A 24,317-nucleotide genomic window follows, 5' to 3' on the forward strand; every position below is an offset into this window, starting at 1 on the left:
CCTCTCATTCATAAAGACATACGCATATGTTAATATGAGCGTGTAGGAGGTTCTCTTGGCACACGAGCATTCGCACACGTCAGGTTCGCGTCATCGCTTGGCGATCGTCTTCGGCATCGTCCTGGTGATCTTCGTCTTCCAGGTGATCGGCTCGATCATGACGGGCAGCTTGGCGCTGCTCGTCGACACTGGCCACAATTCTGTCGACCTCATCGGCATCGGCATCGCCCTGTTCGCCGCCACCCTGGTCCGGAAGCCGCCGAAGGGGCAGAAGACCTGGGGCTTTCGCCGGGCCGAAGTCCTTGCCGCAGGAGCGCAGGCGACTCTGTTGTTGGGGCTCGGCCTCTACAGTCTCATCGAGGGAATTCGTCGCTTCTTCGTCCCGCCTGAGGTGCCGGGCCCGGAACTGATGCTCTTCGGTGCCGTCGGACTTGTCGGCAACATCGTGTCGATCATCATCCTCAGCTCGTCCAAAGAGGACTCGCTCAACCTCAAAGCTGCCTTCCTTGAGGTCATCGCCGATGCGCTGGGGTCCGTCGCCGTCATCCTCGCTGCCGTCTCGATCTGGCTCTTCGACTTGACTCGCGCCGATGCGGTGGCAGCTCTGTTCATTGCAGCTCTGATCGTGCCCCGAGCGTTCTCCATCCTGAAGGAGACCGGCTCGATTCTGCTCGAAGTCGCGCCCAGAGAGCTCGACCTGGACAAGGTCAAGATGCACATCGAAGGAGTCGAGCACGTCCAAGAAGTCCACGATCTTCACGTGACGCGGATCGACTCGAACCTGCCCGTTCTCACGGCACACGTGGTCCTCGCCGACGAATGCTTCTACGACGGCCACGCCCCGCGAATACTCACCGCACTCCAGGAATGCCTCGCCGAGCACTTCAAAGTCGCGATCGAACACTCGACGTTCCAGTTCGACAGAGCGACGGACGCGGCCCAGGAGACGCACACCCACACTTGAGATGCCGACCGTTGGGCTCTTTGGCGATTCAGTATGCTTCAGCTCACGGCGGTCGGATTCGGAAATGGAGTGGATTGAGCGTGGATGGCTTCGAGCTGGGTGACGATCGCCTCGGTCACCTCGACCGTAGTGGAGTCGCCGCCTAGGTCGCGGGGGAGGATCCCGGCCTCCGTGACGTTCGAAACGGCCTGCCGCACCTCCTCCGCCTCGGCGGTCAGTCCGAACTGATCGAGCATCAGTGAGGCGGACGATATTGCGCCGATCGGGTTGGAGACGCCCTGTCCTGCAATATCCGGCGCCGAACCGTGCACGGGCTCGAACATCGACGGAAAACGCCGCTCGGGGTTGAGATTGGCGCTTGCTGCCAACCCGAGACTCCCGGCGAGGGCCGACCCTAGGTCGGAGAGGATGTCGGCATGGAGGTTGGAGGCCACGACGACGGACAGATCTTCGGGGTGCAGAATGAACTTCGCGCTCATGGCATCGACCAGAACGCTTTCGGTCTCCACCTCCGGGTAGTCCTTCGCCACTCGAGCAAACACCTCGTCCCAAAGCACCATTCCGAATTGCTGAGCATTCGATTTCGTGACGCAGGAGACCTTTTTCGTTGTGCGTGTCCGAGCCAGGTCGAAAGCGAAGCGGATGATTCGCTCGCAGCCTTTTTCCGTGTGCAGGCTGGTCTGCAGAGCGACTTCATTGCCGGGTCCGCGCCCGCTGAGATTGCGGCCGCCCATACCCGCATATTCGCCTTCGCTGTTCTCACGGACGACGATCCAGTCCAGGTCGGTGTCATCTGCCTTGCGCAGCGGTGATTCGACGCCGGGCAGGAATGTCACTGGTCGGATGTTCGCCCATTGGTCGAACGGCTGGGTGATGGCGAGGCGAAGGCCCCATAGGCTGGTGTGGTCGGCGACGTCGCTCGACCCGACTGCGCCGAAGTAGATGGCATCATGTTTCTGCAGCTGGTCGAGACCGCCCTCGGGGATGTAGTGACCGTTCTCAAGGTAGTACTCGGAGCTCCAAGGGAACTCGGTGACATCGAAATCGACGGCGCCCCCTGAAAGTTTGGCGACAGTGTCGAGAACTCTCAGCCCTGCTGCGACGACTTCACCGCCGATGCCGTCGCCGGGAATGGATGCGATGGAGAAGGTCTGAGTCTCGGTCATGATTCGTCCTTGATCTGAGAAATGATGGAACACATCAATTGAGCCCAATGTCCTGCCATAAGTCCAAGACCCAATGACGATTCGATATATAGCCCAAGACTATGCGGCCAGGTCACGGACCATTTTGAGGAAGCGGCCGGCTGCAGGAGTCAGTCCTTCCGCCCGGGCAATCGCGGAGACATGGAGCGAAGGAGCGCTGGCGATGGGCAGCAGCCGCACCTGTCCGGCGTCTGCGAACGACTGCCACGAGGCCGGCAGCACGGCATGACCGATTCCGGCTTTGACCAGGGGAAGTATTGACGAGCGGTGAGTGACCTCCGCCGCGATGTCGATGTCGGTTCCGCTGTCGATGAGCTCATCGACATATGCTCGCATGAGCGAGCCCTTGTGCGAGACCACCAGTCGCGTCCCTGACAGTGACTCCGGTGCGACCGCCTCAGCGTCGGAGAACTGGGAGAACTCAGGATTGTGAGCGAGCATGAGCGGCTGGTCGGCAAGCTGAATGACACGCAGATCATTGACCTGCAATGGCTCACGACCCCCGAGGAACCCCACCTCGGCACGGCCGTAGCGCACGGCTTCGATTGTTTCGTCGACAGTGAAGGTGCCATGGAGGTCGAACGCGATCTGCGGGTGGGCACGTGCGAATGCCGACATCAGCGTCGTCAGCGGTTCAATGCTGGGGGAGGGCATGGCCGCGATCTGAATCCGTCCGGACTGCAGTCCCCGTAGGCCTTGCACGTGCGCCTCGGCTGTCTCGAGGTCGCGGACCACAAGACGAGCGGGGCCCTCCAGCTCCTTTCCCGCTTCGCTCAGACTGACGGTGCGACCGAGGCGATGGAAGAGTGTCACTCCCAGCTCTCTCTCGAGTCCCTTGATCGTCTGCGAAAGCGAAGGCTGGGCGACGAGGAGGGTGTCGGCGGCCTTGGTGAAACTCCCGGTGTCGACGACGGCGAGAAATTGGCGAAGCTGACGAATATCCATAGGCATATCCTATCGGTTGCATTGGAAATGAGCCTTGGACTATTTAGTGACGGTCCGTCAGGGTGAAACCAAAGCGATGAAAGGACCAATGACGGTGAATATTTCGCACGGACGCGGCAAAGGCGGCTCGTCAGCAGTGAAGACAGATGTGCGCGAAGCGCTCTTGGGAGGAAAGACCTTCCGCAGCTTGAGCGAGCAGAAGCTCTCGCCGCGGGAAGAGAAATTCGAACGTGCGAGGATGACCTCCGGCTTCGTGCTGGCTCCGCTGGTGGCCATTGTATTCGCTCTGATTCCGATGGGGCTGTCCTATCAGCAGCAGATGCTGGCAGCGATTCTGCTGGCCGTGATCGTTCTCTGGATTACAGAGCCGGTGCCGATTCCCATCGGAGGACTGTTGGGCGTCGGTGCCGTCGTGGTCCTGGGGATCGTTCCTGCCGCCGATGCCGTTGGGCCATTCGGATCCTCGACGATCTTCACATTCATCGGGGCATTCATCTTGGCCCAGGCAATGTTGCACCATGGCATCGCTCAGCGACTCGCATTGACGGTCCTATCGCTTCCGGGCGTCGGCAAGTCCGTGTACCGAGTCATCATCGCCTTCGGGCTGATCACGTGCATTCTCTCCGCCTTCGTCTCCAACACAGCTACAGTGGCGATGCTCATGCCGACCGCGCTGGGAATCCTGGCAGTGATCGCAGAGCTCATGCAGGAACGCGGAATCGTCAAGGAGGACTTCGACCCGCTGCGACTGCGGGTCGGTGCCGCATTGCTGCTGATGTTGGCCTATGGTGCCAGCGTCGGCGGGTTGCTCACGCCAGTCGGCTCACCACCGAACCTCATCGGCCGGGGCCTCATCGAGGAAGCCACCGGGACGAAGATCTCCTTCGGCCAGTGGATGGCAGTTGCTCTTCCCATCTGCGTTGCGATGTTCATCGTCCTCGCAATTGTTCTGCTGCTGCTGAACAAGCCCGAGATTCGCAAGATCGAGGGTGTCGAAGAATACGTGCGCAAAGAACTGGCGGAACTTGGGCCGGTCTCCCGCGCTGAGAAGAACACGCTGTTCGCCTTCGGCGTGACTGTGCTGCTGTGGCTGCTGCCGGCGTTCGCCGCGTTATTCACCGGTACCGATTCCGCCATCTACGAATTCCTCGACTCCCGACTGGATGAGGGAATCGTCGCTGTGATCGGAGCATCGCTGCTGTTCATCCTCCCTGTCGATTGGAAGCGTCGGCAACCCACCTTGACGTGGAGTCAGGCAGCCAAGATTGATTGGGGCACGATTATTCTCTTCGGGTGTGGGATCATCTTCGGCTCGCTTCTGGCCGACACCGGTCTGGCCGAAACGATCGGCACCGGTTTCGCCAACGGTATGGGCGTCACCAGTCTGTTGGCGATCACCATCGTCTCTGTGGTCCTGGCGATTCTGATTTCGGAGACGACGTCGAACACCGCATCGGCTGCAGTCATCGTCCCGATCGTCATTCCTTTGTGTCAGGCAGCAGGCATCGACCCCTTCGTCCCAGCCATGGCTGCCACCTTCGCTGCTTCCTTCGGCTTCATGCTCCCGGTCTCGACTCCGCAGAACGCGATCGTCTATGGCACCGGCGCAGTTCCGATCACGAAGATGATACGAACGGGCATCTCCTTCGATGTCATAGGCGCCATCCTCATCGTCGTGCTGGTGCCCGTCATGCTCGGAGTCGTCGGCCTGGGGCAGTAGTCCTGAGAAATGAATGGCGGAGACGCGAAACGGTCGCTTGAACGCGTAACAGTCGGTAACTCCTCGTCGAATCCGTTGCTTCCTGCGACTAAGAGTTACCGACTGTTGAGTTCGGAACACGGGTACGAGGGCAGCAGGGTGCACCGGCATACGATCACACGCGCACCAGGGCGACGGCGGCTCAGCTCTGCTGCAGGATCTCCACGGAGTCGGTACGGAACTTCTCGAGCTTCGCGGGATCGATCGAGACGCCGAAGCCGACGCCCGTGGGCACGTCGACCTTGCCGTCGTACATGACGATCTCTTCGGTGATGTCCTCTTTGAAGAAGCGATTCGATCCGGAGATGTCGCCGGGCAGGGTGAAGCCGGGCAGCGATGCGAGGGCGGCATTGGCGGCGCGGCCCAGGCCCGTTTCGACCATTCCGCCGTGCCAGACGGCCACGCCATGAGCGGCGCAGAGGTCGTGGATCTTCTTCGCCTCGATGAAGCCTCCCACCCGTCCCGGTTTGATGTTGATGACCGCGGCGGCACCCATGGAGATCGCGTCGGCGGCCGCCTCGGCGGAGTCGATGGATTCGTCCAGGCACATCGGCGTCTCCATCAGCTTCGCCAGCTCCCCATGCTGGCGGATGTCGGCCTCGCCCAGGGGCTGTTCGATGAGGAGGAGTCCGTACTCGTCGAGCCTGCGCAGGTGGGAGGCATCGACGAGGGTGTAGGCGGCATTGGCGTCGACCTGGAAGCCGAAGTCATCGCCGAAGGCCTTCCGCACTGCGGCGATCGGTGCGATGTCTTTGCCCGGTTTGATCTTGAGTTTGATGCGGGCGTAACCCTCCTCCAGGTAGTCGCCGATGACCCTGACCGTCTCTTCGACGGAGTCCTGGATGCCGACTGACACTCCCGAGGGCACAGAGTCGACGACTCCGCCCAGGTAGCTTTTGAAGGACTGGTCGTTGAGCTTGAGCTGAGCCTCGATGACTGCCATCTCCAGGGCCGATTTCGCCATGGGGTGGCCGATGACGTGACGCAGATGCCAGGACACGGTCTCCGCGGTGAGGTCGTCGACATCGAAGAGGATCGGGGCCAGCCAGCGCTTCGTGACATCGATGCCCGAAGCGACATACTCCGAGGAGTACAGCGGGGCGATCATCGCCACGGACTCTCCCCAGCCGGTGATCTCGCCCTTGGGAGTATCGAACTTCGCCTCGACGAGGTAGCAGTCCTTCTCAGTCTCCCGCATGAACGAGGTCTCGAACGGGGTGACGAGGGGAATGGATACCTGGTGGAGAGTGACTGACTTGAGCTTCATGCGCCATGCACCTTCTTTGTGATTGCGACCGATGATCCTTGCCTCAGCCTATCGCCCGCCGGCCTCGACCGATTTCGAGGGAAAGGAATGGAGGAATCCGCATGGGGAGACCAACATTATTCTCCCTCAGAATTCATCGGCAGGACCCCTTGTTGGCAGTCCACGGTGCGGACCGAACACCTCGAGTCGAGCATTGGCAGGCTGCATTGTTCGTCTCAGGTCCGCTCTGCCCTGGAGAGAGCGGCATCGCCTTGGTACTGTGAGCCAAAGGGCCCGCTCAATCGAGGGAGAGTTACGTGAACGACTACCTGCGGTCGCTCAAAGGTCGGAAGCAGAAGTGGTTCGGACTCAAACTGCCGGTCAAGGCTGCACTCGCTCAGCCGTACCTCCACCCGATGCTGAGAACCGTGGCCCCGCACATCAACGGCATCAAGGTCGGCAGGCTGCCCGCACCGATCGGCCTCACCGAGGTGCGCGGGCGTGCCGGGGGCGCTGGCTTCTACCTCGTCGATCCGTTCCGCTGCGAGATCGCCAAGGAATTCTATTGGGGCAAGGGACGGAGGACGGAGGCAGAGGACGCCTTCGCGCTCGACCTCATGGTCGAACTGTCCCGCGACGCGGACGTGTTCCTCGACATCGGCGCGTATACCGGGGTGTTCACGATGGCGGTACTGGCCGCGAACCCGGCCGCGGTCGCACACTCCTTCGAGATCATCCCCGCCGTCGTCGCCGGGTTGGAGAAGAACGTCGTCCGCAACCACCTCGGCGATCGGGTGAGTGTGCACCCGACGGGGGTCGGCAAGCCCGGCACCACGATGCAGGTGCCCACCGGTGACGGGGGTTCGGCGCTCCCATCGTTCTATGGGACCGGGATGGACTTCGGCTCCGGCGCCGAGGTGCGCTTCACCTCGCTCGATGAGCTCCTCCCGGATCTGCCGGCCGGCAACCCGCAGGTGACCGTGAAGATCGATGTCGAGGGCGCGGAGAATGATGTCCTCGACGATGGCCGGGAACTGTTGGGCACGCTGCAGCCGGACATTCTGTGCGAGGTCCTCGACGACCGGGCGCAGCCCGAGCAGCTGATGCGCATCCTCGACCGCTTCGACTACCACTACTACCTTGTCGGGCCCGACCATCTCATCGCCCATGACGAGATCGTCCCCGACCCGCATTTCCGTGACTGGCTCTTCACCACGAAGAACCCTGAGGACATGCGGGTCGCGGGGTACCCAGTCAGGTGACCGACCGAGTCAGCGCACTGAGGTTCGCCTTAGGCCCGCAGCTGATCGGCGATGAGGGCCGCGAGCAGGGCTGTGCGTGGGGCGATCTCATCGATGACCGCGTGCTCGTGTTCGGCATGCGCCCCATCGCCCACGGCGCCGAGGCCATCAAGGGTGGCGATGCCATCGCCGGCGGTGAAGTTGCCGTCCGAGGCGCCGCCGACCGACACGCCCTCCGGTGCGGGCAGTCCGAGTTCAGCGGCCAGTGCAGTGGCGCGGTCGAAGAGTTCAGCCGATTGCTCACGTTCGAAGGGCGGACGGTTGATGCCGCCGATGATCTCGATCGTCGAGCCCTCGAGCTGCGGGCGCGTGGCCAATTCACGCATGGCGGCGTCGACTCGGTCGAGTTCGTCAGCGGTGCGTGCCCGCACATCGACATCGACGCGCGCCTCGGCGGGGACGGTGTTCGTGGTGGTTCCCGCGCTGATCACGGTCGGCACCACCGAAGTGCCAGCCTCGGCGTCGGCGAGATCGGCGACCAGGGGCAGGTGCAGGGCCAGGGCCATGCCGGCGTTGATCCCCTTCTCGGGTTCGAGCCCGGCGTGGGAGGCCTTGCCGGTGAAGACGAGGGTGTAGTTGCTCGTGCCCTTGCGTTCGAGCTTGAGCCCACCGCCGGCGCTCGCCTCCATCACATACACGGCCTTCGCTTCGGCCGCCTCGACGCGGATGAGCTCGGAGGAGGAGATCGACCCGATCTCCTCATCACCGGTGATCAGGATCGACAGACCGTCAAGTCCACCCTCGCCGAGGTGCTCGGCCAGGATCGCGCTCGCGTGGATGCTCATGATTGCCCCGGTGAGCATGTCGAAGCTGCCGGGCCCGCGCAGGATTCCGTCGTCGGTGGAGAAGGGGATGCGGTCCAGTGTCCCGTGCGGCCAGACAGTGTCCTGGTGGTTGAGGAGGACGACGCGGGCCGGGCCCGAGCCGAAGCGCAGGCGCAGATGAGTGGTGTCGTCGACGGTGATGACCTCGGCGGTGGCGCCGAGGCGTTCGCGCAGCAGGTCAACGAAGTCCTGGGCACCGGCGGCCACGGCCTCTTTGTCGTGCGAGGGCGTCTCCTTCGTGATGACGCGCTTGATGTCATCGAGGATGAGGGGGAGACGGTCATTGGCCTGCGCGACGAGGTCAGCGGACTGGAGATCTGAGGTCTGAGAGGTGGTCATGGCCCGATTCTACGATGGGGTCTGCAAGGGCGGTTGCGACGTCCGCATCATGCGATGCGGTGCGAGGGAAGCGGGTCGCGAAAAGACCGGTCGTGCGCGAGCGCGAAACCCGGAGTCTGTGGTTTGCTTGACCCATGGGTGAGGAAGTCAGTTCCAAGCGGTACACGCCGGAAGAGCGCACGCTGTATCGGGAGAAGCTCGCGGAGAACCTCGAACTCTTCGACACGTATCTGCGCCATGCCGAGTTCAAGTCCGCGGGCACGATCGGTCTGGAACTCGAACTCAATCTCATCGACTCGGACAACCAGCCGAGTCTGGGCAACACGAAAGTCCTCGAGAGCCTCGACGATGAGTACCAGTCCGAGATCGGCGGGTTCAACCTCGAACTCAACCATCCCGTGCTGCAGGTGGCCGGGCGCGGACTGAAGACTCTGGAAGCGGGCGTGGCGCATCGGCTGAGCAAGGCCCAGAAGGCCGCCGAGGCGGAGGGACTGACGGTCACCTCGATCGGAACGCTGCCGACGCTGAGCACCCAGTTCCTCACCGAGGCGAAGTGGATGACCGAGGAGAACCGCTACGAGGCGCTGAGCAACTCGATCGTCGACGCTCGCGGTGAGTACGTGCGCATCGAGCTCGACGGTGAGGAGAAGTATAAGCACGAGTTCTCTGACATCGCCCCGGAAGCCTCATGCACCTCGATGCAGCTGCACCTGCAGGTCGCGCCCAACAAATTCGCCGAGGCCTGGAACGCCTCTCAAGCGATCGCGGCAGCACAGGTCGCGATGAGTGCGAACTCGCCGCTGTTCGTCGGCCGCAAGCTCTGGCACGAATCTCGGATCCCTGTGTTCAGCCAGGCCATCGACACCCGCACCCCCGAACTCGTCAATCAGGGGGTGAGGCCGCGCGTGTGGTTTGGGGAACGGTGGATCACCAGTGTCTTCGACCTCTTCGAGGAAAACGTCCGCTACTTCCCGCCGCTGCTGCCCGAGATCAAGGACTTCGTCGAGTTCAGCCAGGCCGATGCTCCGAAGCTCTACGAACTCAATCTGCACAACGGCACCGTGTGGCGCTGGAACCGCCCGATCTATGACTCCTCCGACTCCGGTGCCCATATCCGGGTGGAGAACCGACTGCTTCCGGCCGGGCCCACACCGATCGACATGGTCGCCGACGCCGCCTTCTACTACGGTCTCGCGGAGTTCCTCGTCGGGGAGAACCGTCCCGTGTGGTCGCGGATGTCGTTTCGTGAGGCGGAGGAGAACTTCTTCGCGTGTGCCAAGGACGGTATCGGCGCCCGTGTGACCTGGCCGAAGATCGGCCACATCGATGTTGCGGACCTCGTGCTCGACGTTCTCATTCCGCAGGCGCGCAGGGGGCTGAGTCGTCTGGGCATCGACAAAGACGTCATCGAGGAGTACATGTCGATCGTCGAGGGCCGAGCCGAGAAGAGGGCCAACGGTGCGACGTGGCAGCTGAGGATGCTTGACCGTTTGGCTCCGAACAGCGCCCCGGACTCACCGGAGCGCCGAGAGGGACTCAAACAGATGATGGACGCCTACGTAGCGAACCAGGCCTCCGGCGAACCCGTCCACACCTGGGACGTACCTGCCTGAAGAACGATGGCTCTGCCTGGAGTCAGAGGCGCTCGACTTCGACGAAGACGATGTCGTCGGTCCCGTCGGGATTCGAGACCTCATGTTCGGACCCTGCCGCGCGTGTATAGCTGACACCCGCCTCGAGGTCGGCGACGATCGAGGTGCCATCCGAGTTCCGCACGTGCATCGCATCGGTGACCATCGGAATGACGACGTACTCATACTCATGTTTGTGCATGGGGATGACCCCATTGGGTTGGATGGTCCATCTGGTCACGCGGAAGACGCCGTTGTCGAGCTGGATCTCACCCGTCGAGCCGGTGTTCTCATCGCTCATGATTGACACTCCTTCTGATCGTCATCGATGTCTGCTCCTCACCCTAGCCGTGATGACCGCGGCTTCCCAGCCTGTGCTGCCGATCCCTCGGCCGCCTCGTGGACCATGAGTGCACACCCCAGGACGGTGCATGATCGGCAGCACATAGGACCTGCTGCGACGGTTAGCATGAGCAGTATGCGATACCCCTACGCTGACATCGACGATGTCGAAGACGATATCCGCGAAACCATTCTGACCGTGTCCGAGAAGTCGGGGTTCGTGCCCAACGTCTTCTTGTCTCTGGCCCGCCGACCGGCGGAATTCCGGGCGTTCTTCGCCTACTACGACGCACTCATGGAGAAGGAGACCGGGAACCTGAGCAAGGGCGACCGGGAGATGATCGTCACGGCCACCTCGGCGGTCAACAACTGCCTCTACTGCGTCGTCGCCCACGGTGCCGTGCTGCGGATCATGGAGAAGAAGCCCCACGTGGCCGACCAGGTGGCCGTGAATTACCGCCAGGCCGACATCACCGACCGTCAGATGGCCATGCTCGACTTCGCGATGAAAGTCTGCACAGAGCCCTGGGCGCTCTGCGACGATGACTTCGCTGCCTTGGCCGACCACGGATTCGATGACGAAGACGCCTGGGACATCGGCGCGATCACCGGCTTCTTCGGACTGTCGAACCGAATGGCGCACGTCGGCGGAATGATGCCCAACCCCGAGTTCTACCTCATGGGACGCGTCCCACGTGAGAGGAAGTGACCAATGACCATGAGCACCCGCACGAGCGCACCCCGCGTCTCCGACCGAGCCGGTCTGGTCCAGCCCTTCGCTGCGATGAACATCGTGGCCAAGGTCCAGGAGATGTCACGCAACGGCCGTGACACCATCGCCATGTGCCTGGGCGAACCGACCCAAGGTGCACCTGGCCCGGTGCGCAGGAGAGCCGCCGAGGTGGTCACCGACGGCACGAACCTCGGCTACTCACCGGTCTTCGGCATCCCCGAACTGCGCTCCGCCATCGCCGGGCATTACCGCGACTGGTACGACATCGACGTGCCCGCCGAACGGATCGCAATCACCACCGGATCATCCGGAGCCTTCCAGACGGCATTCCTCACCTGCTTCGACGCTGGCGATCGTGTCGCATTGGCACGTCCGGGCTACGGCGCATACAAGAACATCCTCGCCGCCTTGAACTGCGAGATCGTCGAACTCGACTGCGGTGGAGATCACGGCTTCCAGCCCACCGTCGAACTCCTCGAACAGGCCCACGCGCAGGCCCCGCTCAAGGGGCTGATGCTCGCATCGCCTGCGAATCCGACGGGGACGATGATCTCGGGCGAGCACCTCGGCGAACTCATCTCCTGGTGCGCCGAGCACGGGGTGCAGGTGATCTCCGACGAGATCTACCACGGCATCAGCTACATTGGCACGCGTGGTGAGACCGCGCTGGCCCATGACGACAATGCCATCGTCATCTCCTCGTTCTCGAAGTATTGGGCGATGACCGGGTGGCGACTCGGCTGGGCGATCCTGCCCGAAGAGCTCACTCACGCGGCGCAGAATGTGACCGGAAACCTGTCACTGTGCGCCCCGGTTCCCGCTCAACATGCGGCCGTGGCAGCGTTCACCGAGGAATCCTATGCGGAATGTGAGGCGGCGGTGGAGTCCTTCGCCCGGGCCCGAAAGCACGTTCTCGACGCGACCGCTGACCTGGGATTTTCCGATATGGCACCGCCCGACGGGGCGTTCTACATGTATGCCCGCATCGACGAGATCCTGCAACGTTCGAATGACGACATCGTGACGGCGACCGACTGGTGTCAGGCGCTTCTCGACGCCACCGGTGTCGCCCTGGCGCCGGGTGACGACTTCGACTCCCTCAATGGGTCCCGCTCGGTGCGATTGTCACTGGCCGTCGGAGCGGACAAGACTGCCGAGGCGATCGACCGGATTCTCGATTTCATGCGATGACCTCAGACTCTGCCTCGGCCCATAACGGGGGATCGCCGGGGCCTTCGGCTGCCTCCGGTGCGGCTCCTTCCGTTTTTCCGACCCTGGGCGTCATCGTCTCTGCGCTGCTCTTGGGCTCGGCGGGACTGTACGTCATCCTTGCCGAGGCGAGTGCCCCGACCGCGGCATTCCTGCGCTGCTGGATCGCTGTCATCGTCCTCGCGCCCCTGGCGATCCTCGAACTGCGGCGACGGGGAAGGTTGCCGCCCAAGGCGCTCATCGTTGCGGGCGTCTCCGGCGCTGCTTTGGGCATTGATTACGTGCTGTGGGCACAGAGCGTCCTCGACGCCGGTGTGGGAGTCTCCACTGTTCTCATCAGCGTTCAGGTCATCGTGTTTCCGGCACTGGTATGGGTCCTCGGAGGAGCTCGTCCGGGCTGGCTGTTCCTGTGCTGCATCCCGATCATGATCGTCGGCATGCTGCTGACCGGAGGCGTCTTCGGCGCCGATGAGGGAGCGGCGAACCCCGCCCGTGGTGCGATCTTCGGCGTCCTGTCGGGAATCCTCTACGGCATCTACATCTTCGGCATCCATCACTGCCGGAAGGCGGCACCGAGCTTCGTGGTTGCACCCGTGGCCGTGGGAACAATCGCTGCGGGATTGATGACGGCGATCGCCGGCGTCGCGCTCGGGGGTCTCGACTTCGACCTGGGCTGGGACGGCTGGGCGTGGATGGTGGCGCTGGCGGTCTTCGGTCAGGCACTGTCGTGGGTGCTGCTGAGCATTTCGAGTCCGCTGGTGACTGTGTCGCGGACGGCCGCGCTCATGCTGCTTCAGCCTCTGTCAGCGGTGGTCCTGGGTGCACTCATCGCCGGTGAACGCCTGCAGCCGGCCCAGTGGATCGGCGCGGTGCTGGTCGTCGTCATCGTCTGGGCCGTCGGAGGTGGGCCGGAGGCGCTGCGCAGGCGGCGGTGACGCTTGAGTGACTTCCGGCGGCTTGGGACGGTTTGGAGCGGACGAAGCCGTTTTGGGACGGACCAGGTCGGCCCAGAAGAGCTCAGTGCTCGTGGCCTTCGATGGTGTGGGCCAGGGCATCGAGGATGATGTGGGCGACGTGGTCGTCCTTGAGTGAGTAGTAGGCCTCGCGACCGATCCGCTTGACGCCGACGAGGTGGAGGCCGCGCAGGAACTTCAGGTGCTGGGAGACCAGGGGCTGTGAGAGCTCGGTCGATTCGACGATGTGCGTCACGGTCGCTTCCCCATGGGCAAGGACGAGCAGCATCTTCAGTCTGGATGGAGTGGCCAGCGCCTTGAACAGGTCGGCGGTCTCTGAGATGGCTTCGAGATTGTCCTCGGGGTTGCGCAGGAGCTGCTCGACTGCGGCATTGACCGGGGTGGAATCTGAAGTGGAGGCCATGGATAGAGATTACCGGATAATCTCCGGTGGACTCACGCCTGCGGCTGCAGCTGTCGTCTTCGAACTTGCGCTGAGCGAGACGGCGGTGGTCCGTCCGAGAGCGGTCAGGGTCAGTGTCGAGCATGCAGTGCTCACCGCTCAGCTCAGGGCTTCGACGTCGTCCTGGGTGCCGAGGAGGTCGACGGCCAAAGACTTCCACTGCCCGTAGGCATCAGGCAAGGCGGATCGCTGCACGGCCTGTGCTGCTTCGGTGGGACTCATCGCGTGCCAATCGTCGATCTGGGTGAGCCCGGGGTTCTCGATGTCCGGGTTGATTCCGTAGAAGGACTTGGTGGCGTAGACGGGGTCGTTGAGGCGCTCCGGTTCACCCCACCCCTGTGAAGGGCGCTGCTGGAACAGGCCGACCGAGTCGCGGTCGCCCGATTCGAGGTTTCGCAGCGATGATTCCTGGAGCGCGGTCATGAGGGCGATTGTGATCGCCCGGTCGTTGAAGTCGCCGCCACGACCGATTCCGATGATGAGTCGGGCATTATCGATCTGCTGCTCGGACAGTTGATTCACGGACGCCATCTGCATCTGCCTGATCGTAGTCGAACCGAATGAGACCGGTGCGTTGATGATGATCACGGCGGCAAGGGCCAATGCCATCACAGCTGCTCCAAGACCGATCAGGGCACCACGAAGCACGGACCGGGAGCCGTTGCAGTGTCGAGTCTGTCTAGCCATGAATATAACGATAATGCAACAAACTGAAGGATGCATGTATCCACGCCGTACTTTTTGTCACAGAACGATCACGGCAGTGAATTTTTTTGGGTGCTCCGTCGTTGAAGCGCCGATGTTCCAACTCTGCTTCATCGTGTGGAGGTGCGTCGACGCGGGGCGGTCTAAGATCGGGCTATGGTTTTCATCAGGCGCCGCAATCCACGGTCTCGGCTCTTCGGGTGCTTGGCGGGTGTGATCGCGCTGGTCGTCATGGTGATCATTGTCATTGCCGTCGTTGCCATCCTGGTCATCGTGGGCGCAGGCAGCGGAGGGCCAGATGAGGGACCGAGCGGTGCCCCCGCGCCGAGCAGTGCTCCGGCCTCAGGCAGCGCGCCCGCCTCAGGCGGTCACTGGTCGGCTGCTCAGCACTGATGTTCGGCATCACTGCGTGGAGTGGAGGCACGACGTAATCGCGGCCCAGCTCGTTATTGCTGAAGATCTTCATGGCATACGCCAGTGGGTACAGCGTCTCGATCGCCGAGGTGAAATCGGGGGATGAGTTCGGGTCTCCGTGCCCATCGATCATGAGGTACTGCAATGGAGGCACGTCGATGGCGTCGAAGACCCTGTGCCTGGCCCGATAGCTGGGCAGTGTCGTCTTGAAATCGATCGTGTCCATGTCCCATTCCGCTCCGGCAGGCGTGATGTCCCGAGTCCACGAGGCGACACTGATGCGGATCAGGAGTTGACCTTGACACGATGTCAAGGCCTTCACTGGTTATACGGAGGTGGAAATAATGACCAAACCACACAACACGGAAACGACCACGCAGCACGTCTCCCAGCCGCAGATGGAACAGGAAGCCGTCCTCGCAGCATTGTCGTCGGCAAACCCGCAGCAGCGACTGCAGGCGGCCCTGTCCATCGGCATCACAGCCGAGGACCGCCACCTCGGCGACCTGATTCAGCGGTGCAGAATCGATCCGGACTTCTTCGTCCGTGACATGCTCACCTGGGCGATCACTCGGATGCCCGCCAAGGCGGCCGTCGACCTGCTCATCGCCGAGCTGAGATCCGATGTGCCGCAGGCCCAGAGCCAGGCCCTGCACACGCTGTCGAAGATCGGAGAGCCCCGCGGCTGGGAGGCGATGGATCCCGGGATCATCGGAACCGAGCTGATTGCTCATTCCGACACCGAGGTGGCCCGCAGTGCGTGGAGGGCCGCCGTGGCACTTGTCCCCGGTGATGACCGAAAGCGATTGGCATCGACCCTGGTCACGCAGCTCGGGCGGGGCGATATTGAGACGCAGAAGAGCCTCAGCCGAGCCATCGTCTCCTTGGGTGAGGATCTCGTGTCAGTGCTCGATGGAAGACTGCAGGCAGAGGAAGAAACAGTGCGGACACACGCCATGGCGACCCGGGACATGTTCACCGACCCGGACGCCGGTTTCGCTCACGCCTTGAGTGAAGCCAAGCGAGTGGTCGCACTGGGGTCCGAGGCGTCAGCATAGATCGATTTTGGGAAGGGTCGACCGAAGTGGCGCTGCCGAGCGGGGCAAGCTCGTGCAGCGCCGCGTGCGACACCTCGGACTCCTTCCTCAGGAATTCGGCGCTCTGCTGGTCGGGCAGCGACAGCGTGACCTGTCTATAGTGGAAGCGGGAGAGAGGTGCGAATGCTGATCGGCGAAGTGGCTAAACGGTCAGGCGTGAGCGCCCGAATGCTGCGGCACTATGAATCGTTGGGCCTCATCGATCCCAGCGACCGCACCGCCAGCGGATACCGGGAGTATTCCGCGAACGATATCGGGCGAATCTTCCACATCGAGGGCCTGCGCAAGCTCGGAATGTCGCTGGCAGAGATCGGTCCGTTGCTCGACGATCCCGGATTCGACCCTGGACGTCTGATTCGCGATCTGATCGAATCGTCCCAGCGACGCATCGCGGTCGAACGAGAGCTGCTGGCCCACCTCGAACAGATCGACCGCCTCCACCATGCCGACGGTGAGGCGTTGCTTCTGACGATCGACCTCATGCGATCCCTCGAGTCCGGCGACGTCATCCAGCGGCACAAGGCGGCGCTGGGCAGCGGCGTCGACGGCACGGTGCCTGTCGAATCCCTGTCCGAGGCGGTTCTCAACGAGCCCGTGCTCAATGCCGCGGGGGCCATGCGGTGGGCCCTGGCACAATCGGGTCCCGAGGCGGTCCGTCACCTGGCGCAGGGAATGGACGACCTGTCCGTCGAGGTCCGTCGCAATGCGCTCCAGGCACTCGACGAGATCCGTCGCACCACGGTGAAGGAGGAACTCGGGACCGTCGCCGAGGCGACCATCATCGCAGCCCTCCACTCCGGCCTCGGCGACACGGATCTGCAGGTTCGCAGCAGCGCAGCCCTGATATTGGGCCAGATGGGTGACCCGCTAGCGGTGTCCGACCTGCTCGAAATCGCGATGGACGGCCCCAAAGACATCGAAGCCGCCGAGGCGCTCGCCGCCTTCGTCAACGATGCCCCGGACGAAGGGGCTCTTGCCGAGGTTGCGGTGCGGATCATGTCGGATCTGCGTCGGCATGCCCGGTCGCCGGAGCCGAAAGTGCGCTTCCGTGTGCTGCAGGTCCTCATCGAGATACCGGGCGCCGAGGTCGATGACTTCATCGCCGAGCTCAGCGCCGATGAGAACTTCGAAGTTGCAGCGACAGCGACCGCGACTCTGAATCGACGCCGGGATCATTAAGCTTGTCTCATGACCTCCGGAACCACGACGCCTCAACCAGGATCCGAACCTGGCCCCGAACGCTCGGATGCTCAGGCGAAGAGACGGCAGAGGCAGCCATTCGCGTTCCGGCGTCACCGTTTCACAGTCACCGGAGTCCTCGACTATCTCTTCTTCCTCTTCGGCGGAGCCTCGTCGACGTGGTTGGCGATGCTGATCCTGTTCAAGGGTTTCTCACTGGGCTGGTGGCAGGTGCTGACCCTGCTCGTGTTCTGGGTGGTGGTTTCCTACTTGGCGCTTCCCCGGCTGCATCGCATCCTCTCCCAGATCTACGTCCCCAACTATTTCATCGGTCGAGCCCGGACATCGGACGGCCTGCTCGGCGATCCGGTCAACCTCGCATGGCGCGGTGACGAAACGCAGATCCATCACGCGATGAAGGCCGCGGGGTGGATCCTTGCCGATGGCATCACGCCGGCTTCGACCTGGGAGATCATCAGATCCACTCTGACCAGGACCAGCTACCCCAAAGCGCCCGTTTCGCCCCTGCTCCTGTTCGGCAGGAGGCAGGACTTCGCCTACCAGCAGGAAGTCGACGGCGACCCCGGGCAGCGTCACCACGTGCGATTCTGGAAATGCCCCACCGGATGGATGCTGCCCGGTGGGCATGAGGCGGACTGGCTGGCGGCGGGCACCTATGACAAGAGCGTCGGAATCTCGCTGTTCACGCTGCAGTTCACCCACAAGATCGAAGAGAACACCGATGTCGAACGCGACTACATCGTCGATACGGTGGCGTCGGCCGATGACGCGATCGTCGTCCAGCACATCGAAGACTTCTCCACCGGCTACCACTCACGCAACGGCGGCGACGCGATCATCACCGATGGGGATCTGCCGATCATCGAAGTCACCGAGGTGACAACCGACGACTCCGACTCCCCGGACCGACTCGAACTGGCACTCGACGCGACCCAGATCTACGCCGATGCTCGGTCGGTCAGAGAAATGACGAAGACCCTGTGGCACAAGCGCCCCCTGCAGACGGTTGTCGGTGCCGCACTCGTTCTGGTCCTGCTCATCTTTCAGGCCTGGGACGTGCTGGGCACGGTGCTCGACTGGGATGGACTGCGGACCGAGGTCGTGGACTACAGCGCGGACATCGAAACCCTCGGCGACGAATTGGCAACACAGATCGCGGCGGGAGTTCTCATCGGACTCAGCCTCCTCATCGGCTGCCTGCAGGTGATCGCGAGCATTTCCGTGTTCCGCGGCAGCAATCGAGCTCGACTCTGGATCCTCGCCTTGTCCACGGTGTCCGTGATCGTGTCGATGACGAACTACTTCACGGGCAACCGCGACCTTGCGACCAACATGTACGCGCTGACGACGATTGCCATGCAGGTCGCCGTGCTGCTGTCACTGTCGAGCGATTCATCGCGCCTGTTCACGCGCTTCAGCACCGCAGAGCTGCGAGCCGAACGCCAAGATCGCGCGCTCGAAGACTGAGCGATTTCGAAGCCGGAGCCCGAACAGGGGCCCCTCGGCTGTCCAACCTGTGTATTCTGACTTCGACTGCACTTTGGCGGCGCAGGACCTGCCATCGGACACGGACCCAAGCGAAGAGGCGGAATGACCATGACCGAACCGACATCCAACTCACCTGCACCCGCCGGCGAGGCCGCTGCCTCGGAGGCCACCGATGCCTCGATCTTCGACACGATCGACCCGGCGCTCAAGGTCGTCAGCGTGGACGCCGTGATCGCCGCCCCCGCCTCGGAGATCTTCGAGCTCATCGCAGACCCCGTCCGCCAGCTCGAATGGGATGGCAACGACAACCTGGGAGCGGCCGCTCAGGGGCAGCGAGTCACCGGTGCCGGCGGCTCTTTCATCACCACTCTGACCAAGGGAATCGACCGCGAGAACCACGTCGTCGACTTCGAGGAGGGGCGGCTCATTGCCTGGAAGCCCTCCGAGATCGGCGGCGAGCCGTTCGGCCACAAGTGGACGTGGGAGATCGAAGCGACTGGAGAAAGCTCCAGCGTGGTTCGTCAGACCTATGACTGGACCGAGCTGAGAGACCCCCGGCGGCTTCCTCGCGCGCAGTCGACGACGTCGGAGAACCTGCTGGCATCGATGAAGAGGCTCAAGGCGCTCGCCGAAAGCTGAAGCGAACGCCCTTTACCGGGCCACGATGTCTGCTTCTCGCCGAGGCGTCTTACTGAGGCCAGGCATCTGCCAGGCGAGTGAGCAGCTGGGCGAGGAGAGCACCCGGTCGCAATGGAGTACTCAGAAGTACTCAGCCCCGGTGGAGCACCGTCTCCAGGTCGTCAAGCACGGTCCGGTCCTCGATCGTCGAGGGCACTGCTGGAGAGTCGACTCCGTCGGCGATCTCGCGCATCGTTTTGCGCAGGATCTTCCCGGACCGGGTCTTCGGCAGTGCCGAGACGATGTCGACCTGTTTGAAGGCTGCGACCGGGCCGATCTCCTTGCGCACCAGCGCCACGAGCTCGGCGATGACCGTCTCCGGAGCGGCCGCCTCGGCGGAATCACCGAGGACGACGAATGCACGCGGGCTCTGGCCCTTCGTGTCATCGTGAACGCCGATGACTGCCGTCTCCGTGACCGCGGGGTGGGAGGCGATGACGGCCTCGATCACACCGGTGGACAGGCGGTGACCGGCGACGTTGATGACATCATCGGTGCGACCCATGACGAAGACATACCCATCTTCGTCGAGATACCCTGAGTCGCCGGTGAGGTAATAGCCGTCGAACGCCGACAGGTAAGAGGACACGAACCTGGAGTCATCACCCCAGACGGTAGCCATCGTTCCCGGCGGCAGAGGCAGTCTCATGACGATGAGGCCTTCCTCGCCGGCCGGCATGGGCTGACCGGATGGGTCGAGGATCTCCACCTGGTAGCCGGGCACCGGCTTCGTCGGGGAACCCGCCTTGAGTGGGAATCGGGTGAGGCCGAGAGGGTTGGCAGCGATCGGCCAGCCCGTCTCCGTCTGCCACCAGTTGTCGACGACGGGGATGTCGCGGCCCGTCGCCTCGGCGAGGATGTTCGTCGTCCACTCATAGGTGTCCGGATCGAGGCGCTCGCCGGCAAGGAACGACGCCTGCAGACTGGAGAGGTCGTATTTTTTGATGAGCTCGCCGTCCGGGTCCTCCTTGCGGACGACGCGCATGGCTGTCGGCGCGGTGAAGTGGACGTTGACCTTGTGGTCTTCGATGATGCGGAAGAAGGTGCCCGCATCGGGGGTGCCGATCGGTTTGCCCTCGAATAGGACGGACGTGACCCCGGCCAACAGCGGCGCGTAGACGATGTAGGTGTGGCCGACGACCCAGCCGACATCGGAGGCGGTGAACATCGTGTCGCCGGGATCCAGTCCGAATACGCTGGGCATCGAGAACGCCGAGGCCACCGCATAGCCGCCGGAATCGCGCACGATGCCCTTCGGCTTGCCCGTCGTGCCGGAGGTGTAGAGGACGTAGAGCTCATCGGTGGCCCTGACGGTGACGGGATCGATGCCAGCGGGGGTGTTCGCCAGCATTTCGGCATAGTCGAGGTCGTTCTCGCCCATCTCGCAGCGGTGCTCGTCGCGCTGGACGATGACGGTGAACTCGGGTTTGTTCTCGGCGATGTCGATCGCCTCGTCGACCATAGGCTTGTATTCGAGGACCCGACTCTTCTCGACCCCGCAGGAGGTGGAGATGACGGCCTTCGGCGACGTGTCGTCGATGCGAACGGCGAGCTCATTGGGGGCGAAACCGCCGAAGACCACCGAATGGATCGCGCCGATGCGGGCGCAGGCGAGCATGGCGATGGCCGCCTCGGGGACCATGGGCATGTAGATGATGACCCGATCACCCTTGACCACGCCCCTGTCGGCCAAGGCTCGGGCGAAGCGTGAGACCTCGTCGAGGAGATCCGCATACGTGATCGTGCGAATAGTGTCGGTGACAGGCGAGTCGTAGATGATGGCCGCCTGATCTCCGCGCCCGGCTGCCACGTGCCGGTCGACGGCGTTGAAGCACACGTTGAGTTCGCCATCGGGGAACCAGCGGTAGATCGGAGCGCTCGAATCATCGACGGCTCGAGTCGGCTCCGTGACCCAATCGATGTGGTTCTTGGCCTGCTCGAGCCAGAATCCCTCAGAGTCGGCATCGATGGCAGCTATGACGTCGTCGTAGCTGGGTGACTGGTTCTGTGCGATCGTGTTCATGATTCCATTGTGACTCATGGCACAGGCTCGCGCAGGGGTGGGACGGCCCGATTGTGGGGCCCGTGATGGTTGCGTGCGGACCGTTGACGGGTTATGGCAACCGTGTTTCCTGAGCGTGAGAGCCGTTCCTGAGGGCGCATAGTGAGACGGTGTTGTTGAAAACGTATCCTGTGCAACACTGACGCCATGACTCAAGCAGATGGCAGCACGCAGAAGGTAGCAATCGTCACTGGTGCTTCATCCGGGATCGGCGCGGCCACAGCCGCAGCACTCGCACAGGATGGTTGGCAGGTCATCGTCGCCGCCCGCCGCAAAGACAAGATCGAGAAGGTGGCTGCTGACATCGGCGGCACCGCCATCGAACTCGACGTCAGCTCGGATGACTCAGTCGCCAATTTTGTCGCCCACGTCGATCGCGTGGATCTGCTGGTCAACAACGCCGGCGGTGCCAAGGGACTTGACCCGGTGGCAGAAGCCGACCTCGAGGACTGGCAGTGGATGTTCGACGTCAACGTCCTCGGCACCGTCCGAGTCACCAAGGCCCTGCTCGACAAGCTCATCGCCTCCGAGGGACACATCATCAACACCGTCTCCATGGCCGCGTTCACCCCCTACGCAGGTGGTGCAGGCTACAACGTCGCGAAGTTCGGCGAGGGCGCACTGACCCGTGTGCTGCGCTTGGAGCACGTCGGCGACCCCATCCGAGTGACCCAGATCGACCCAGGCCGGGTGGAGACCGACTTCTCCCTCAACCGCTTCGACGGTGACGCGGACAAGGCCGCCAAGGTCTACGAGGGCAAGATCAACCTATCCGCCGACGATGTCGCAGAGTCGATCCGCTGGGCTGCTTCACTGCCGAGCCACGTCAACATCGACCACATCCACATCATGCCGCGCGACCAGGCCTGAGTCCGATGCGCCGGGCCCACCGGCCCATCTGGGACCGGTGGGCGTTCCGGCGGGCTGAACGTCTGCTCGGCCCGCGCAGAGATTGCGCGAACTCAGGCACATCACGACAGGTATTGTGCCGACATCGCCTGATTGTGCTCACAGACAAGGCACAATGGGACCATGAGATACCTTGTTGCATTTATCATCGGAATCGGCGCTCTGTTCGGGGTCAACGCCTTCATCGGTATCTTCTCGATGCCGCGCCCGTGGAATTCGCTGTCGATGGGTGCCACCGTCGGCATCACGATGGTCGTCGTCCTCCTGATCTGGGAAGTCGTCAAGCCCAGCAATAAGGACGCAGCACCCGCGAAGCCGGCAATGAGCGAGGAGGAGCGGGCGAATGCACGCGCCGAACGTCGCTCTCGATTGGCCGCCGAGGCGGGTGTGCGTCTCGACGACACCGAATCAGGCGACACCGCTACCACCGACACCACCACTACTGCCGATACCGCCGATACCGACGGGACCCGATCGACGTCCACATCCTCAGCCGGCGATGATGGTGACTCAACTAGCGACGCTGTCGATTCAAATGACGACGTGTCACCGGACTCTCACGCGTCTCCGCGCTCGGACGAGTCCTCGATCGAAGCGGACCCGAACGACAGCGACACAGGTCAGGATGAGCCGGACACCCTGGCCCCGGATGAGTTCGACGAAGAAGCGACAGGGTCATCCCTGGAGAATCCTCCGACCGGAGAGCCGGGAGTCTCCGTGGACGCATTGGAAGACGCCGAGGAGGCAGGCACCGATGACGCTGCCGCTGATGGTACCCCCGACAATAATCCTGTCGACGACGATGGTCATGCCGACAGGGAACCCACGACCGACGAGCCCGATTCGAAGCACTGAAGGGTCAGCCCTGAGCGCTGCCTACTGCGCGTAGTGAGCAGCGAGGAGCTCGAGTCCCTCTTCGATGCTGACTCGCGGCTTCCACCTCAGAACCTCTTGGGTGCGGCGCTGGTCGAACCAGTGCGCCGTTGAGAGCTGTTCTGCCAGGAACCTCGTCAGTGGAGGCTCATCGTCGTGTTCGCCCAGCTCCCATACCTTCTCCACGACCGATCCGGCCGCAAGCGCTGGGCCGACGGGAATGCGCAGCTTCGGCACCTGAGCGCCACCGGCGATCGCGATCCGCGACATGAGCTCACCGATGGGGCGCGGCTGGCCGTTCGTCACGACCAGCGATTCGCCGTGCGTGGAGTCGACGGCCTCCACGGCCGCCACGATTGCCTCGACTGCGTTGTCGACGAATAGGGCGTCGACGAGCGGGGCACCCGATCCGAGCACCGGCATCCGACCTGCCCGAGCACGATCGATGACACGTTCCGTCAGTTGCGTATCCCCGGGGCCCCACATGAGGTGGGGGCGCAGGACGAGGACCTTGAAGTCCTGCGAATCAGCACCCAGGGCGATGAGTTCACCGGCCGCCTTCGTCCGCGCGTACTCACCTCGCGCCAGCTCGGGGAGGCAGGGCCGGCAACCGCACCGATGATCGAATCACCGGTGTGGGCCACAGACGGTGAGGAGATGTGGACCAGCCGCCGCACACCGGCCGCCAGGGCTGCATCGACGAGCGTGCGCGTGCCGGTGATGTTCACAGCCTCGAACTCACCGGGATCGCCCATCATCGATACCTTCGCAGCCAAGTGCACAACAGCCTCGGCGCCGATGAGCGCCTCGGCGACACTGCTCGGATCGGTAACCGACCCGAGCACGTCGCGGGCACCGGCCACCGAGGAGGGACGGCGTTGGAGCGTCGTGACCTCGTGGCCGTCGGCCACCAGTGCACGGGCGACGGACGAGCCCAGGAGCCCGGAGGCGCCGGTGACGGTGATCTTCATGGAGAC

At 63.1% G+C, this 24,317-nt stretch carries 22 protein-coding genes and 1 pseudogene; 13 read left to right on the forward strand and 10 right to left on the reverse strand.

Features of this window, described 5'->3' with window-relative positions; translation table 11 throughout:
• Window positions 1-55 precede the first annotated feature (55 nt).
• Window positions 56-964 carry a cation diffusion facilitator family transporter gene (locus BLT92_RS11175; RefSeq protein ID WP_092105682.1) on the forward strand — a complete coding sequence of 303 codons (909 nt, stop codon included), beginning with the start codon at window positions 56-58 and terminating at the stop codon, window positions 962-964.
• A 38-nt stretch (window positions 965-1,002) separates the two neighbouring features.
• On the opposite strand, the gene BLT92_RS11180 is transcribed toward BLT92_RS11175, so the two are convergent.
• Together BLT92_RS11180 and BLT92_RS11185 are read right to left on the reverse strand one after the other, a co-directional pair.
• Window positions 1,003-2,130, reverse strand: coding sequence for a tartrate dehydrogenase (locus BLT92_RS11180; RefSeq protein ID WP_092105684.1), 1,128 nt, complete (start codon window positions 2,128-2,130; stop codon window positions 1,003-1,005).
• Window positions 2,131-2,229: 99 nt separating this feature from the next.
• Window positions 2,230-3,114 carry a LysR family transcriptional regulator gene (locus BLT92_RS11185; RefSeq protein WP_092105686.1) on the reverse strand — a complete coding sequence of 295 codons (885 nt, stop codon included), beginning with the start codon at window positions 3,112-3,114 and terminating at the stop codon, window positions 2,230-2,232.
• An 88-nt stretch (window positions 3,115-3,202) separates the two neighbouring features.
• Between BLT92_RS11185 and BLT92_RS11190 the strand changes: the two genes are divergently transcribed.
• On the forward strand, window positions 3,203-4,834 hold the full coding sequence (locus tag BLT92_RS11190) for an SLC13 family permease (RefSeq protein ID WP_092105688.1): 1,632 nt from the start codon (window positions 3,203-3,205) through the stop codon (window positions 4,832-4,834).
• Window positions 4,835-5,015: 181 nt separating this feature from the next.
• Here the strand turns inward: BLT92_RS11190 and menC are convergent, their stop codons facing one another.
• Window positions 5,016-6,140, reverse strand: coding sequence for an o-succinylbenzoate synthase (gene menC / locus BLT92_RS11195; protein ID WP_092105690.1), 1,125 nt, complete (start codon window positions 6,138-6,140; stop codon window positions 5,016-5,018).
• Window positions 6,141-6,436: 296 nt separating this feature from the next.
• Between menC and BLT92_RS11200 the strand changes: the two genes are divergently transcribed.
• On the forward strand, window positions 6,437-7,381 hold the full coding sequence (locus tag BLT92_RS11200) for an FkbM family methyltransferase (RefSeq protein ID WP_092105692.1): 945 nt from the start codon (window positions 6,437-6,439) through the stop codon (window positions 7,379-7,381).
• Window positions 7,382-7,410: 29 nt separating this feature from the next.
• Here the strand turns inward: BLT92_RS11200 and BLT92_RS11205 are convergent, their stop codons facing one another.
• Window positions 7,411-8,583, reverse strand: a complete 1,173-nt coding sequence (locus tag BLT92_RS11205; protein ID WP_092105694.1) for a M20 family metallopeptidase — start codon at window positions 8,581-8,583, stop codon at window positions 7,411-7,413.
• 134 nt (window positions 8,584-8,717) lie between these two features.
• Between BLT92_RS11205 and BLT92_RS11210 the strand changes: the two genes are divergently transcribed.
• Window positions 8,718-10,196 (forward strand): glutamate-cysteine ligase family protein, encoded by a 1,479-nt coding sequence (locus tag BLT92_RS11210; RefSeq protein ID WP_092105696.1) that lies wholly within the window; start codon window positions 8,718-8,720, stop codon window positions 10,194-10,196.
• A gap of 22 nt (window positions 10,197-10,218) precedes the next feature.
• On the opposite strand, the gene BLT92_RS11215 is transcribed toward BLT92_RS11210, so the two are convergent.
• Window positions 10,219-10,515 carry a cupin domain-containing protein gene (locus BLT92_RS11215; protein ID WP_092105698.1) on the reverse strand — a complete coding sequence of 99 codons (297 nt, stop codon included), beginning with the start codon at window positions 10,513-10,515 and terminating at the stop codon, window positions 10,219-10,221.
• Between the two features lie 177 nt (window positions 10,516-10,692).
• On the opposite strand from BLT92_RS11215, the gene BLT92_RS11220 reads away from it, so the two are divergent.
• Genes BLT92_RS11220 through BLT92_RS11230 form a run of 3 tightly spaced genes read left to right on the forward strand, consistent with a single transcriptional unit; the run spans window position 10,693 to window position 13,433 of the window.
• The gene (locus BLT92_RS11220) at window positions 10,693-11,265 is read left to right on the forward strand and encodes a peroxidase-related enzyme (protein WP_197679607.1); all 573 of its coding nucleotides are present in this window, start codon (window positions 10,693-10,695) and stop codon (window positions 11,263-11,265) included.
• Window positions 11,266-11,274: 9 nt separating this feature from the next.
• Complete coding sequence (locus tag BLT92_RS11225) at window positions 11,275-12,480, forward strand: pyridoxal phosphate-dependent aminotransferase (protein ID WP_092109166.1); 1,206 nt, start codon at window positions 11,275-11,277, stop codon at window positions 12,478-12,480.
• Window positions 12,477-13,433: a DMT family transporter gene (locus BLT92_RS11230; RefSeq protein WP_092105702.1), complete on the forward strand. Its 957-nt coding sequence runs from the start codon at window positions 12,477-12,479 to the stop codon at window positions 13,431-13,433. Before BLT92_RS11225 ends, BLT92_RS11230 begins: the two co-directional genes overlap by 4 nt.
• Before the next feature lie 82 nt (window positions 13,434-13,515).
• Here the strand turns inward: BLT92_RS11230 and BLT92_RS11235 are convergent, their stop codons facing one another.
• From BLT92_RS11235 to BLT92_RS20700, 3 genes are all read right to left on the reverse strand, one after another.
• Window positions 13,516-13,875, reverse strand: coding sequence for an ArsR/SmtB family transcription factor (locus tag BLT92_RS11235; RefSeq protein ID WP_092105704.1), 360 nt, complete (start codon window positions 13,873-13,875; stop codon window positions 13,516-13,518).
• A 138-nt stretch (window positions 13,876-14,013) separates the two neighbouring features.
• Window positions 14,014-14,601, reverse strand: a complete 588-nt coding sequence (locus BLT92_RS11240; RefSeq protein ID WP_231938776.1) for a peptidoglycan-binding protein — start codon at window positions 14,599-14,601, stop codon at window positions 14,014-14,016.
• Between the two features lie 286 nt (window positions 14,602-14,887).
• Window positions 14,888-15,259 (reverse strand): hypothetical protein, encoded by a 372-nt coding sequence (locus BLT92_RS20700; RefSeq protein ID WP_197679608.1) that lies wholly within the window; start codon window positions 15,257-15,259, stop codon window positions 14,888-14,890.
• A 118-nt stretch (window positions 15,260-15,377) separates the two neighbouring features.
• Between BLT92_RS20700 and BLT92_RS11250 the strand changes: the two genes are divergently transcribed.
• From BLT92_RS11250 to BLT92_RS11265, 4 genes are all read left to right on the forward strand, one after another.
• Window positions 15,378-16,091, forward strand: a complete 714-nt coding sequence (locus tag BLT92_RS11250; RefSeq protein WP_231938777.1) for a HEAT repeat domain-containing protein — start codon at window positions 15,378-15,380, stop codon at window positions 16,089-16,091.
• 162 nt (window positions 16,092-16,253) lie between these two features.
• The gene (locus tag BLT92_RS11255) at window positions 16,254-17,309 is read left to right on the forward strand and encodes a MerR family transcriptional regulator (protein WP_092105708.1); all 1,056 of its coding nucleotides are present in this window, start codon (window positions 16,254-16,256) and stop codon (window positions 17,307-17,309) included.
• 9 nt (window positions 17,310-17,318) lie between these two features.
• Window positions 17,319-18,797 (forward strand): LssY C-terminal domain-containing protein, encoded by a 1,479-nt coding sequence (locus BLT92_RS11260; protein WP_092105710.1) that lies wholly within the window; start codon window positions 17,319-17,321, stop codon window positions 18,795-18,797.
• 129 nt (window positions 18,798-18,926) lie between these two features.
• A complete protein-coding gene (locus BLT92_RS11265; protein ID WP_092109172.1) occupies window positions 18,927-19,457 on the forward strand; it encodes an SRPBCC family protein in 531 nt (176 codons plus the stop codon).
• 130 nt (window positions 19,458-19,587) lie between these two features.
• Here BLT92_RS11265 and BLT92_RS11270 read toward each other — a convergent pair whose 3' ends face one another.
• Complete coding sequence (locus tag BLT92_RS11270; RefSeq protein WP_092105712.1) at window positions 19,588-21,519, reverse strand: acetate--CoA ligase; 1,932 nt, start codon at window positions 21,517-21,519, stop codon at window positions 19,588-19,590.
• Window positions 21,520-21,705: 186 nt separating this feature from the next.
• Here BLT92_RS11270 and BLT92_RS11275 point away from each other — a divergent pair, with 186 nt between their 5' ends.
• Both BLT92_RS11275 and BLT92_RS11280 read left to right on the forward strand, forming a co-directional pair.
• On the forward strand, window positions 21,706-22,428 hold the full coding sequence (locus BLT92_RS11275; protein WP_092105714.1) for an SDR family oxidoreductase: 723 nt from the start codon (window positions 21,706-21,708) through the stop codon (window positions 22,426-22,428).
• A 162-nt stretch (window positions 22,429-22,590) separates the two neighbouring features.
• Window positions 22,591-23,322 carry an ICP22 family protein gene (locus BLT92_RS11280; protein WP_092105716.1) on the forward strand — a complete coding sequence of 244 codons (732 nt, stop codon included), beginning with the start codon at window positions 22,591-22,593 and terminating at the stop codon, window positions 23,320-23,322.
• A 21-nt stretch (window positions 23,323-23,343) separates the two neighbouring features.
• On the opposite strand, the pseudogene BLT92_RS11285 reads toward BLT92_RS11280, so the two are convergent.
• Window positions 23,344-24,311, reverse strand: a pseudogene (locus BLT92_RS11285) (NAD-dependent epimerase/dehydratase family protein).
• Between the last annotated feature and the right edge of the window lie 6 nt (window positions 24,312-24,317).

It is taken from the genome of Brevibacterium picturae (assembly GCF_900105045.1).
In the GTDB taxonomy this organism is placed as follows: domain Bacteria; phylum Actinomycetota; class Actinomycetes; order Actinomycetales; family Brevibacteriaceae; genus Brevibacterium; species Brevibacterium picturae.